Origin of the sequence: Peribacillus sp. YIM B13472, assembly GCF_042788005.1 — a bacterium.
Classification (GTDB): domain Bacteria; phylum Bacillota; class Bacilli; order Bacillales; family DSM-1321; genus Peribacillus; species Peribacillus simplex_E.
In genome coordinates, this window is the sequence record NZ_JBHZPG010000026.1 from 62,355 (window position 1) to 75,713 (window position 13,359).

The following is a 13,359-nucleotide window of genomic DNA, read 5'->3' on the forward strand; positions in this document are numbered from 1 at the left end:
CTATTCCAGAAGCGATAACCATGGAAAAACAGTCATGATATGGAGAAAAGACAACCGAAAGCTTCTCTTAAACTATAACGGGTGTCTATTCACAGCCCATGCTTTCTCAATTATTTTGATGACCGCATAATTTATCCGCTATTCCTACAAAATATCTTACTCCATACCCTAAAGCCTTCTCATCGATTTTAAATTTAGGATGGTGTAAAGGGTAAGCTTTTCCAAACTCATCATTATGAACGCCTAGAAATTGCATGGAAGAGGGTACGATTTCGGAAAAAGCCGAAAAATCTTCTGTCCCGAACATAGGGTCATCAACCTGGATGATATTATCCCCTTCAAAAATACCTTCCATGACCGTTCTTGAAATATCGACAGCCGCTTTACCATTTACCACGGCTGGATACCCTAAATACCAAGTAATTTCACATTTTGCCCCATGCGTTTCTGAAATCCCCTTAACGATTTGCTCTAGATACTCCCTTGCTTTCAATCGGCTATCAGGGTCTAAGGAACGAATGGTACCACCGATTTCCGCATATTCAGGTATGACATTGAGCGCACTACCTGAATGGAACTGAGTCACTGAAATGACGGGTGTCCTAAGGGCTGAAATTTTTCTGGAAACGATATGTTGAAGATTCGTAGTAATTTCTGCACCAATGAGAAGCGGATCTACCGTTAATTCCGGAGTCGACGCATGGCCGCCCTGTCCAATAATTTTAATTTCAAAATCATCGGCTGCTGCACAGAATACCCCTTCCCTTAAACATATTGTTCCTGTTCGTTCATAAGGAGTAACATGCAGTGCAAATGCATAATCCACTCCTTCCATGACCCCTTTTTTCACCAATTCCTGAGCCCCCCCTGGCAGAACTTCTTCGGCGTGTTGGAAAATAAACCTGATTTCTCCATCAATCGCATCTTTTTTCCCAGAGAGGACTTTAGCAGCTCCTAATAACATCGCAGCATGTGCATCATGTCCGCATGCATGCATAACCCCAGGATTTTTTGATTTATAATCAATTTCTGCTTCTTCTTGAATCGGGAGTGCATCAATATCTGCACGAAAGGTGATGGTATTCGATTTTCGGGCAGATTTCTTAGATCCTTTGAGAACCGCTAAAACGCTCGTTTCGGTAGGTCTCGTCACTTCTAATCCTGTAAAGGTTTTTAATTTCCTATAGATGAATTCAGAAGTCTGGTACTCCTGATATGAGAGCTCCGGATTTTCGTGAAAATGACGTCTCCATGAAATCACTTCATCTACAACTGTCTCCTGTATTGTCTTCATCATAAAAATGCCTCCTTATCACTTAGTGCCAATATTCAGACTTTTCAGGTCTTTAAAAAGGGCCATACTGTATGCTTTGAGCAATGAACAAAAAGATAATCGCTACCGCAACCTGAATCAAAAGATACGGAAACACCCATTTTACCCATTTCGTAAATGATATGCCTGCCACTGCCAGTCCAGCCAATAGCACTCCAGAAGTCGGAAATATCATATTCGAGATCCCATCCCCTAATTGAAAAGCTAACACTGCCGTTTGTCTTGTCACACCCATTAAATCCGCCAATGGAGCCATAATCGGCATCGTCAATGCTGCTTGTCCACTTCCGGATGGAACTATGAAGTTAAGAAATAATTGGACAATGAACATTCCGATTGCATTTATGGCGGGAGGAAGCTGCTCAACCAATCCTGCAGCATAATATAAAATGGTATCCAGCAATCCGCCACTAGTAATGATGACCAAGATTGTCTGTGCAACGCCTATTATCAATGCCCCGGAAACCATATCGCCTGCTCCTGAAATAAAACCATTAGCCATCCTCGATGGAGTCAAGCCACCAATTAGGCCCATTATGATCCCGCTTAATAAAAACAAGCCGCCAATTTCACTTATATACCATCCTAATTTAATAACTCCATATACTAATAGGATGAAATTCACCAATAAAATAATTAAAGCAGCGCTATGTCTTTTACTCATCCTAAAGTTTTTATCAAGATGTGCATGTTCTTCACGCCTGAATTTCCCATACTCCCCCAGTTCAGGGTTTCTTTTAACCTTCATTGCATGGAAATAGATGTACAATACTGTAACGACATAAAACACTGCAAGAAGAGCGATCCGCAATCCCATTCCCGAATACATGGGCAGTTCTGCAATGCTTTGGGCAACTCCTACATTAAAAGGGTTCGTAATGCCAGAAATGAATCCAGTCGCCAATGTTCCAAGGATGACGATCGCAAAACCTGTAAGTGCATCAAAGCCTAATGCAATCGTCATCGGAACAATGATTGCGATATAAACTAATGCATCTTCAGCAGAGCCGATCAGTGTCCCTAATGATGCGAAGATTAATACCATCAACGGAATAAGCAATTTCTCCTTTGTTCCGAATCGGACAGCCACAAACTTAATGAAAGAATCCAGTGCTCCTGTTGCCTGCATGATTCCCAGTGCTCCGCCAAACAAAAAGACGAACAAGATAATTGACGCTCCTTCAATCATCCCTGCGTGAATACTGCTGAACATTTCCAATAATCCCACTGGTGTTGATTCAATGAATTCAAAAGAAGTGGGATCGACTACACTTCGGCCATCCTTTTCAATTCTTTCATATTGGCCTGCGGGTAAGATATAAGTTAAAACCGTCACTATTACAATTACGATAAACATTAATACAAAAGGATTAACCCCTTTTTCCGGTAACTCCGTCAGTTGGTTAAGTGGTTTATTATTCTGATGAGGCGGCTCGGAAGTGATTTGACCATTAGGCAGGTCATTCATATAAATACCCCCAGTTAAAGATTTATACTTTTAATCCCGTTCCCCTGTCGGACCATCACTTCTCAACCAAACACTTAAACATACTCTTTATTAACTTCTCCAGCATGACGGGCGTATGGACGAACGCGCTATCGATGTGAAGGCGCTCAGTACGCTGATGGGCATCCTTGCCGAACGGACCCACATTAAGTACGGGTGCCTGAAGTTTTCGCATATCGGCAAAAGGAATGCTGTAAGTATCGCCCCAGACTGGTGTATTTTTTTCAAAAGCCGTCCAGCCGTCGGAATCATCAGTATATTGAACATAGCTTAAATCGCAAAGGCCATTAAAATAATGAATTTGGCTGACTTCTTCATCAAACTTTCTGGCAGTTTCCTTCATTAATTTCACAGATTCGATGATAAGCGGATCATCGGACGAATTGACGGCTGGATAATATGGCGGTGCGAACAGCAATACAATGGCGGGTGAAAGCTCCTGACATTGTATCATCAATTTTTCAGCGATCCGCACTGATTTTTCCCGTTCATCCAAATCCTTGTTTCCTTTAACTTCACTCTTTATTTGCTCAACAAAACTCCCGCCAAATTTGCCCTCGGCATATGAAAGTAACTTTTCGTAGCGCAATACTTGTACTTCGCCTACTCCTTCAACTTGTTCACGCAGGCAAAGTTCTTTATAAGATTCATTGCATTTCATCGCTGCTTCATTTGCAACCTGCTCGAATAGATCCATTATTTCTGCAGCTGTTCTTTTCATGATGAACACATTATAAAGTGCGGCTGCCCGATAAGGTGTCTGTGTTGAATATTGTAGTTTTAGATCTTTTTGCTGAAGCGATACTGGTAAAGGTGTTTCCTCGCCAAGATCACTTTCCAGAAAAAGATTGTTCCACTCCATGAGCTGCGTGAGAAACGAGGCTATATAGTTAGCGGTTATGCCCTTTAATGGCTCACCTACATGAGTTTCTTTCCCATAAAAAAGGGCAGCGGGCATGATTTTTCCCAAAGTTCCGGAATAAATATAATGTCTATTATCACCCGGTTTCTGTGAAAAGGACGGTTCACTATTAAAAAACATTTTATAGGAAAGGTCATATTTATCCCGTAAAGCCACAAGTTCTTTAACTGCAGCCCTCATTCCCGCAGAATTCACTTCCTCATCAGGAACCGTTAACAGCAGGAGATTGATCGGCCATTGTTCGATGCTTGCCTTTTCGATGATAGCCATATGAAGGGCAAGCCCCATTTTCATATCCATCGTTCCTCTACCAAACAAGTACTTTCCTGATTCAAGATCAATGCGCGCTTCTTCCGGTAGTTCATCTTTCCTGTCATGAAGTTTTTTCGTGAGCTCCTCTGGTTGAAATGCAAGAGTCTCAAGGTCACCGTATTCTTCAGTATGAACCGTATCAAAATGGCTAATTAATACAACGGTCTCCTTGCTATCGGGATGTTTATAAAAAGCATTGACAAAATTCCTTCCTGAATCAGCCTCGTGAAGCGATAAGTGCGCCGGATTCCTTTTAAAATAATCAAGCTCCCTCAATTTATCCTGCACCTTATACGGAAACCTCCGTTCCCCTAATGTAAGAGTACGGCTTTCCCAGCTAACAAGTTCACACAACAAAGCACGGAGCGTTTCTGGGGTACCCCATAGTAATTGACTCATTTCAATCCCCCTTCATCAATATTTGTACGCACCACCGGGCAGGTTAAACAAGTAGGACCTCCAGTGCCCTTGAAACTGATTTCAGTTCCTTTGTACTCATAAACTGTCGCTCCCGCATCAATAAGCTTTTGCTTCGTGTAAGCGTTGCCAGAAGGTATTACGCAAACCCGCGGAGCAATGGCAAGCACATTACAACCCAAGTTCAAGTACTCATTAATCGGCACTTCGATAAGCTGAATGCCTCGTTCAATCAGCAGTTTTCTGAAAAAGACAGGCATAAGGCGGGAGTGAACTACCGCTAAATCATGGTCGACCATGCTGATGAAAGACATGAGATGGAGACACTCTGCCTCTCCTTGATCATGCGGAAGCTGAACTACGATGAATTCATCCACAAGATGTGCGGTCATTTCCTTTAATTGCCGAATGGCTTCAGCGTTTGTACGATAACCATGTCCGACAACCAAGGTCTTATCATCAAGCCAAACGATATCACCGCCATCCGCGACAGCATCACCCTTTAAATACCCAATGATCGGGATGTTCTTTTCCTTACAGTAATCCTTGTATACAGTCGCTTCAGGCTGCCTCGATTCTTTCCCCGACTTTAAAATGATGGCCCCTTGGCTAGTGAATTTGACTGGGTCATGCGCATATAAGGAGTCAATGCCGACTACCGAAGATGCTGGCAAATAATCGATGTTTGGAACATATTTCTCCAAAATGGAAATAAAGTCACCATACTCTTTTAGTGCTTCGTTGAAATCTGGCTCTTCCGCAAACTTGAAGTTCCGCCATGCTTGGCTTAAATGCTCTTGACTAATAAACGCTTCTTTCGGATGTTTTACAATGACACGTTCCAATGGTTTGTACATGGACGAACAATATGTCACTGCCTCCCCCTCCTTTTCCGCATAGTGGAAAACGTTTCCGCTAATAGGAATTTTTCTTTTATTATAAAATTAACTTTGGTATAATGTCAATATGTTTTAAATATTCAAATAAATCAAAGTCTCATTCAACTTGTAATGAAAGATAGGTGGTTTGTTTATGCAATCGATCGACCGTGCCATGAACGTTATAAAGGTGCTGGTTTCCAATTCATCGGAAAACTGGCTGTCAATTACGGAACTTTCCCAAGAATGTGATCTTCCTGTCAGCTCCATGCATCGTTTGTTAAAAGCGATGTCCTTGCATGGATTAATCCAACAGGACGGGCAATCCAAACAATATGGTTTGGGGAATATTTGGCTCGAATATGGTTTACGTATGTATGACAAAATGGATTACATCAGCCAAATAAGGCCTGAACTGGAAAGGCTGATGAACAAAGTGGAGGAAAGCGTCTATCTTAGCCAGCCAATAGGAATGGAATCACTCGTAATCGAACGAATCGACAGTGAAAAAAGCCAAATCCGGGTTTATGACCAGCTTGGCTCACGAGTACCTTTGCATATTGGGGCTGCCAATAAAGCGATGCTCGCCTATATGCCATATAATCAAGCCAAAAAAATCGTGGATGCTCTTCTGCCAATTCAAGAAAGAGCAGCTTTTTGGGATATATTGCAAGAGACTAAAATGAAGGGACATGGAATCAGCCACAGTGAAAGAACAGAGGGAACATGTTCTGTTGCCGTGCCGATACTGAACCATTTTGGGGAAGTTCACGGTGCGGTGAGCATAGGTTTTGTCAGTTTTAACCTGACAGATGAAAGACTTGATTTCCTCATTAAGAATGTTATGGAAACTGGCAATCGGGTTTCAGCAAAATTGGGGTATAGGGGAACATGAATAAGAGAGCAGTGGAGAATTATCGGATAAGCCGAAAAAGAAGATGAATCATTTCATCTTCTTTTTCGTTTATATATTAATCGCTGCCGGTCACAAATAAATCTTCTTTAAAATAGGCGAGGACCTCGCCGGCCACCACTGGTTCACCCTCCAATACCTCCAATGATTCTATTTTCCCGCTTACACCAATATCAATGATTTCCACACGTCCATCTGCCTTCTTAATCTGAAATAATTGTTCCCATTCGTAAAATCTGGAATTTTTGGATATTGAAATTTTTTCAATCCTGCCTTCACATGGGCTAAGAATCACATCAACGTACATTTACATCACTCCTTCCTTCAGTATTCTTCTAAATGAAATGGGGTTTGTAAGACCAACTTTAGAAAGTTTTGGAACTCATGTATATCTTCTTGTTCAATCCCAAGAGTCGGAGCCCAGTACTGATCTAAATTAATATCATTGGCACAAAGCAGGATCATTCTTCCGCTTTGCATGGAAGTCACCATTGCTTTACCTAAAAACTGGGCCGAATATACAATGGTCACATCATATCTATAATCTTGTGACAATAAGCAATAATGATGAATAGCCTGGTTTTCTTTATTTTCGGAAAGAATATCAAAATTCAACGGATTGCCTCCTTTCTTGTAAGCCCTAATTCGCTCAGAACCTGACCCAACCTCGAAGCTGGGATGCTTCTGCTATTTTGCGAATCCCTTCAATATAAGCAGCCACCTTCATGTTCACGGAATATTTTTGTGAAGTATGGTAGACATTCAAAAAGCTGGCCGTTATCTTTTCTTTCAATCGTTCATCCACAAGCTCTTCCGTCCAGTAATAACCTTGGTTGTTCTGGCACCATTCAAAATAAGAGACTATCACCCCTCCTGAATTCGCCAAAATATCCGGGACTAGCACTATACCTTTATCATCGAGAATCTTGATCGCTTCCTTTGTTGTCGGCCCATTTGCTGCTTCAATCAGGATTTCACATTTTAATCGTTTTGCATTATCTTTATTCACCACTCCGCTTATAGCTGCGGGAATCAGCACATCACACTCTTTTTCCAACAATTCTTGATTGGATAATGAATCTTTGAATAAGTTCGAAACAACCCCAAAAGAGTCCCTATTCTCCAAAAGGTAAGGAATATCCAAGCCAACCGGATCATATAAGCCTCCAAGCTCATCCGCAATTCCGACAACCTTAGCCCCCATTTCATGTAAATACAACGCTAAATGACTGCCAACATTCCCGAATCCCTGAATGATTACCTGCATGCCTTCAATAGGAATCCCCTTTAAATCACATATCATTTGAAGTGTATATAATACTCCCTTGGAAGTGGCCTTTTCCCTGCCCTTCGATCCTCCTAATCTCAGAGGCTTTCCTGTAATGAATCCGGGTGAATCGAATTCCCTGATGTGATCGTATTCATCCAGCATCCAGGCCATGATTTGTGAATTCGTATACATATCAGGTGCCGGAATATCTTTTGTAGGACCCACTATTTGACTAACTGCCCTGACATACCCTCTGCTTAATCGTTCTAGCTCAGATGAACTCATCTGTCTGGGATCACACACAATGCCACCTTTTGCCCCTCCATATGGAAGATCGGTTATTCCGCATTTCAAGCTCATCCATCCGGCCAATGCCTTAACTTCTTCAGGAGTGACATCCGGGTGAAACCGAATCCCCCCTTTCGTTGGACCGGCTGCATCATTATGTTGAGCCCGATACCCTTGAAACATCCTTGTCTCCCCATTATCCATTTGAATAGGAATACTGACTTCCAGAAAACGCATTGGCACTTTCAAAAAATCAAAAACCTGATCTGGATAGTCCAAAACATGAATCGCTTCTTTTAAGATATCCTGGAACTCTTGCAGTGGATTATCCGATTGACGTTTTTCAATTACCTTAATTTCCCCTGTCATTTTAGCACCTCACTTTTATTCTTATAACTTACTTAAGCAACTTTCATGCCAGCTTTGAGGATATAGTGTGGATAGCAATAGACCGCCATTTAGAATCATCAGCACTACACATTCACTCATCAAGCATATGTATTAATTCATAAGCAATTCAGGTTTGCATATGTAAAAAATGATGATTAAATCCCTAAAAGAATTTCATTAAATGGAAAAACGTCTTTTTGAGCTTTTTTTGTTTCTCATGGTAAAAGACTGATCCCAAAATACTCTATCATTATCTATACCTCTTCCTGATGATCACAATTTAGGAAAAATTCATACATCCGTCGGTTTTTCCTTATTCCAATAAAATCCAAAAAAGCACCCGATAAATGTAAAAACATTCATTGAGTGCTCTTTTTTTGCTTATCCTGAGAAAGAGTCGTTGATTTTAATGTAGCAGATGCCAGGCGATGGTACCGAACTATCAAAAGGCAGTCAGTCCTAAGAACCGACTGTTAAACTTAAAAGATAATACTCAAAATATATTATTTTTCAGCCAACAGGTTTAACTCATCTACAAACCTTTTTGTAATAATTTCAGGGCGAGTAATGGCTGTTCCTACCACGACAGCAAAAGCACCGCTTTCAATAGCTTTTCTAGCATGATCTTTAGTATGAATATGCCCTTCAGCGATAATGGGTATTTTTAAGGCAGAAGAGAGTTTTCGAATAAGGTCATAATCAACCTCCTTCACGTATTTTGTTTCCTCTGTATACCCACACAATGTGGTTGATACTATATCAGCACCGAATTTTTCTGCGATTAGTCCCTCTTCAAAAGTCGCACAATCTGCCATCACTAAAATATTTGGATGCTCACTATGGATTTTTCCAATGATACTTTCTAGCGTTTCTCCATGAGGGCGCTTTCGTTGAGTCCCATCTAAAGCTACTATAGACGCTCCAGCCTCAATAATGCTTGTTGCACTTTCATAAGTAGGAGTAATATAAACTTCACATTCTTCTATCCATTGTTTGTGAATACCTAATACAGGCAATTTTGTTACCTTTTTAATCGCTTTAATATTTTCAGGCCCGGTAGCCCTAATACCAACGGCGCCTCCTTTTTCTGCAGCCTTGCTTAATGCACCCATGATATCCGCCCCATACATTGGCCATCCTATTCTAGCCTGGCACGACACTATCAATCCATTCTTAATGCCTTCCAATACTTTTTTTTTATCCATAATTACCACCTAAAGTACTCCAAAGAATTTACCAGCTAATCCTACAATAAAGGAAAGTAAGATTAACCAGTAGATAGCCTTTTGATATTTAAACAATGCCCATAGGAAACCAAGTGTTAAGAGGAGGGGCAAAAGCCCAGGTAAGATTGAATCAAGAAGTTCTTGCAAATTTATTTCTTTGCCTCCAAAGTTCCATTTAGCAGCCACGCTTACTTTAACAAAATTAACTACCATAGATCCTGTTACCATTAACCCTACAACGGTAGCTCCCTGAACAAATTTATTTAGAACATCAGAGTCTTTCATTTTTAGGATTAGGCTTATCCCAAACTGGTACCCATAGAAAATGCCGTAGTAACGAGAGAAAATATTTAGCAAGACGTTTGGTACGATAAATATAATCGGTCCAAGTGAATTTCCATCCAAAGCCAAACCAGCGCCGATTGCTGCAAAAATAGTCATAAAAGTTGCCTTAAATACAGAATCACCAATTCCTGAGAGTGGTCCCATCAATGCGGCTTTTGTAGAAGAAATGGTTTCTGAGGTGATAGGGTTTCCTTGCGCACGTTGTTCTTCAAGTGCAAGAGTAACACCTATGATGGCATTAGAAGTATAAGGATGGCAGTTAAAAAACTCATTATGACGAACAACTGATTCTTTTAAATCCTGATTATTTGGATAGAGTTTTTTGAGTGCCGGCAATATCGCATAGCAGAATCCTAAACTGCCATAACGTTCATAATTTATAGACGTCATACTGAAGAAAGAACGTAAGAATGTTTGTATTAAATCTTTTCTTGTCAGGATTGTCGTTTTAGCTTCACTCTGTCGGGAGGAATGACGGGAAATTTCACTATCATTTCCTTTCGTTCCCACTGCTGAAATGCTAATCGCGATTCCAAGACCCAACAAGGCTATTGAAAGTACATTCTGTTCCATGTAGACGGTCAGAACAAATCCAATTAGGAAAAATGACCAAAACTTCTTGAGGTTCATCATTTTTAGGAGCATGGCCATCCCTATTGCAGGTAAAATTCCTGCAGTAAGCTTTAATCCTTCCATAAACCAAGAAGGCATTAAGTCAACCAGATTATTTACAAATCCACTACCAAAATAAATGGCTAAAAAAGTGGGAATGAACATAACTGTAAAAAAAACGATTATTCCAGAAAGGTGCAGCCGTTCTGCCCTTTTTAGATTAAGTTCTTGTAAAGCATTGTCTGCCCGATGCACTAGATAAATATTAAAATTCCAAGCTAGCATGATTAAAAGCTGTGCTAAAATTCCGATTGGTAATGCCAGTGCAATTCCCACTTCAGGCTTACCCCCAGCACTAATCGCAAAAATAGTCCCTATAAGACCTGCAATTTGTGCATTAGGAGGAACGCTGCCTCCAATCGGTAACACACCCATAAACATCAATTCCACACTGGCCCCTACAATCAATCCAGTTTGTAGGTCTCCCATCATTAGTCCCAATAAAGGCCCAGCAAAAATGGGACGGCTAATCATCCAATATCCATACCCATAATTTTCGGTCATGAGAACTGCAACAAAACCACTTAACAAAATCGCTGATATTAACTCAATTTCCACTTTTCCTCCTCCTTTTAACTCTGACTACCTTTTCGGCCTCTAAATCTTGGTAAATAAATTAATAGATTTATCATTAGGAGAGGTTCTGATTTCACAAGGGATTCCGTGATCTCTAATTTTGAGAAAAACAGCTTTATCTTCTTCATCCATAAAGACGGTTTTACTAATTTCCTGTTTTCCTTCTTTATAGTACATGCCACCTACATTTATTGAAGGTAGAATGATCCCTTTTTCAATGAGAGATAAAAGGACTCGAGGGCTTTTTACTACGATAAATGTTTTTTCCAGATCTGACTGCTCATCTAAATATTTCACTGCATCTTCAACAGATAGGATAGCGTGTCTTTTTCCTGAGGGGACTGCCATGCTAAGTAACAAAAGTTGTGTCGGGTCGTTTGCGACGTCATCATCAATTACAATAAATTCTGTGACTTGATAAGCAACACTCCATGAATAAGCAACTTGCCCATGTATAAGACGTTCATCGATACGGGTTACAACGATACTCATTACAATTCCTCCTTATTATTTATGGGGTTAACCTGTAGAGTTTATATAGCAAATACTCCTTGAAGTATTTTCTAAAAGCTCTTTGGGACTTACAGGTGAAAGGCAAGATTCAATGACTAAACCTAAATGGAAACCAGCGATTACTTGTATCCGGCTATTTTTCAACACTTGAAGTGTAGCTGCATTGCATGGGGTTCCCCCTTTAATATCTGCCAGAATGATTATTTCTTTGTACCGATCCAGCAATTGATTGACTGCCGATTCTAGTTCTCTTGAAAATGAATCTAACGTTACTTGGTCATTCATATTCAAGGCAAAGAGTTTCTTCTGTATCCCTGCTATAAGCTCTACACTTTCTTTCATAGTCGAAGCTAAATTCCCATGACTTACAAGTAAAATGGCCCGATTCAAACTATCTCCTCCTGATAACAGAATTTTTCGAATAATTTCATAGACCTATCTTATTAAAAAAGAATTAATAAATCAAGTTTTTATTAAAAAAATAAGAAATAAAATTTCATAATTGGCATTTTTTTTTGCTAAATGTGCAAAAAACATTTCATTTATGATATAAATGAAACAATAAGAAGTTTACATGCAGTTATTAAAATCTTTAATAAAGGGGACATACTATGAGCTCAACTTTATTACAAAAAATCAAAGAAAAAGCCGATTCCTTATCACGTGCTGAACGACAAGTAGCCAAATATATATTGGACCATGCAGATTTGGTGCAAACCTACACGATTTCTGAAATATCAATCAACGCTAATGTTTCCCAAGCAAGTGTTGTCCGTTTTTGTAAGAGAATGGGTATAGAAAGCTTTAAAACCTTTCAACATACATTGGTGAAAGAAATGAGTTCAAATAATGCCAACATTAATGATCTTTCTTTATTACGGGAAAATGATACTCCCTATCAGCTTTTTCAAAAAGTAACAATGAGTAATAAATTTGCTTTAGACTCTTTAGGACAAACTCTGAACAAAAAAGATTTTGAAAAAGCAGTAGAATGCTTAAGCCAGGCAAAGAAAATTGCTTTTTTTGGTGTCGGGGGCTCCTCTACAGCTGCATTAGATGCCAGTAATAAATTCGCTAAACTTGGCGTTACTACAGGAATGAACACTGACTTTCATACAGTGATTTCCTATGTTTCCAATTTCACATCAGAAGATGCATTAGTCCTTTTTTCCACATCCGGAAAAACTAAAGATGTATTGGAGATGGCTTCATATGCAAAAAAAATAAACGTACCAGTATTGGCAATAACCGCTTATACAAAGTCTCCTTTATTGAAAATAGCTAGTATACAACTATGTTTTCCTGACATCGAACATGATCACCGAATCGGAAGTATAGCATCTAGAATCTTGCAACTTAACATGGTTGATGCTCTTTTCTTAAGTGTTTTTCACCGGATCGATAAACAAACCATAGATAATTATCAAAAAGCACGTGAAGAGATTCTGCGTCTTAGAAGATAGCCAGGACAAACTCATCCTTGTATTGCTAATTTTAGAACGTCTGTAAACAAGAATATTTAGTCGTCCGACATTACCACTATCTATCACCCTATTTGGTGACCGCTTTGAACACTTTTGCTGGCTGTTACTAGCCGCTGCAATCATGGTTAACATACACTCTTCCAGACATATGAATTCATTCATAAGCATCCATTTGCATATGGGAAAAATGACGATTAAATACAAATAGTAAAAAAACGCATCCTTTTTAGGATGCGTCAGTTTGTAGACAAAAGGGGTTCGGAATTAAAAAATTCCGAACCCCTTTTGAAATTCTCTTTGAATTTTCGCCTAA

13 protein-coding genes are annotated in these 13,359 nt (G+C 39.7%); 2 read left to right on the forward strand and 11 right to left on the reverse strand.

Annotated features, from left to right (window positions below):
• Positions 1–106: 106 nt before the first annotated feature.
• The 4 genes from ACFX4I_RS18515 to ACFX4I_RS18530 form a co-directional block, all read right to left on the reverse strand.
• The gene (locus ACFX4I_RS18515; RefSeq protein ID WP_377422215.1) at positions 107–1,297 is read right to left on the reverse strand and encodes an amidohydrolase; all 1,191 of its coding nucleotides are present in this window, start codon (positions 1,295–1,297) and stop codon (positions 107–109) included.
• Between the two features lie 49 nt (positions 1,298–1,346).
• Positions 1,347–2,690: a YfcC family protein gene (locus ACFX4I_RS18520; protein WP_377422233.1), complete on the reverse strand. Its 1,344-nt coding sequence runs from the start codon at positions 2,688–2,690 to the stop codon at positions 1,347–1,349.
• 166 nt (positions 2,691–2,856) lie between these two features.
• Positions 2,857–4,473 (reverse strand): M20/M25/M40 family metallo-hydrolase, encoded by a 1,617-nt coding sequence (locus ACFX4I_RS18525; RefSeq protein ID WP_377422217.1) that lies wholly within the window; start codon positions 4,471–4,473, stop codon positions 2,857–2,859.
• A complete protein-coding gene (locus tag ACFX4I_RS18530; protein WP_377422235.1) occupies positions 4,470–5,348 on the reverse strand; it encodes a dimethylarginine dimethylaminohydrolase family protein in 879 nt (292 codons plus the stop codon). Before ACFX4I_RS18530 ends, ACFX4I_RS18525 begins: the two co-directional genes overlap by 4 nt.
• A gap of 175 nt (positions 5,349–5,523) precedes the next feature.
• Between ACFX4I_RS18530 and ACFX4I_RS18535 the strand changes: the two genes are divergently transcribed.
• Positions 5,524–6,264 (forward strand): IclR family transcriptional regulator, encoded by a 741-nt coding sequence (locus ACFX4I_RS18535; RefSeq protein WP_098370682.1) that lies wholly within the window; start codon positions 5,524–5,526, stop codon positions 6,262–6,264.
• Positions 6,265–6,340: 76 nt separating this feature from the next.
• Here ACFX4I_RS18535 and ACFX4I_RS18540 read toward each other — a convergent pair whose 3' ends face one another.
• From ACFX4I_RS18540 to ACFX4I_RS18570, 7 genes are all read right to left on the reverse strand, one after another.
• On the reverse strand, positions 6,341–6,589 hold the full coding sequence (locus ACFX4I_RS18540; protein WP_141993502.1) for a biotin/lipoyl attachment domain-containing protein: 249 nt from the start codon (positions 6,587–6,589) through the stop codon (positions 6,341–6,343).
• A 17-nt stretch (positions 6,590–6,606) separates the two neighbouring features.
• Positions 6,607–6,897, reverse strand: coding sequence for an SAV0927 family protein (locus tag ACFX4I_RS18545; RefSeq protein ID WP_377422219.1), 291 nt, complete (start codon positions 6,895–6,897; stop codon positions 6,607–6,609).
• Positions 6,898–6,931: 34 nt separating this feature from the next.
• On the reverse strand, positions 6,932–8,209 hold the full coding sequence (locus tag ACFX4I_RS18550) for a Glu/Leu/Phe/Val family dehydrogenase (protein ID WP_377422221.1): 1,278 nt from the start codon (positions 8,207–8,209) through the stop codon (positions 6,932–6,934).
• Between the two features lie 524 nt (positions 8,210–8,733).
• On the reverse strand, positions 8,734–9,435 hold the full coding sequence (locus ACFX4I_RS18555) for an N-acetylmannosamine-6-phosphate 2-epimerase (protein ID WP_377422223.1): 702 nt from the start codon (positions 9,433–9,435) through the stop codon (positions 8,734–8,736).
• 9 nt (positions 9,436–9,444) lie between these two features.
• A complete protein-coding gene (locus ACFX4I_RS18560) occupies positions 9,445–11,031 on the reverse strand; it encodes a PTS system mannose/fructose/sorbose family transporter subunit IID (RefSeq protein WP_230300647.1) in 1,587 nt (528 codons plus the stop codon).
• Positions 11,032–11,070: 39 nt separating this feature from the next.
• Entirely contained in the window at positions 11,071–11,541 is a 471-nt protein-coding gene (locus ACFX4I_RS18565) for a PTS sugar transporter subunit IIB (protein WP_377422225.1), read from the reverse strand.
• 27 nt (positions 11,542–11,568) lie between these two features.
• Positions 11,569–11,952 (reverse strand): PTS sugar transporter subunit IIA, encoded by a 384-nt coding sequence (locus tag ACFX4I_RS18570; protein WP_377422227.1) that lies wholly within the window; start codon positions 11,950–11,952, stop codon positions 11,569–11,571.
• Between the two features lie 221 nt (positions 11,953–12,173).
• Here ACFX4I_RS18570 and ACFX4I_RS18575 point away from each other — a divergent pair, with 221 nt between their 5' ends.
• The gene (locus ACFX4I_RS18575) at positions 12,174–13,025 is read left to right on the forward strand and encodes a MurR/RpiR family transcriptional regulator (RefSeq protein ID WP_377422229.1); all 852 of its coding nucleotides are present in this window, start codon (positions 12,174–12,176) and stop codon (positions 13,023–13,025) included.
• The last annotated feature ends 334 nt before the right edge of the window (positions 13,026–13,359 follow it).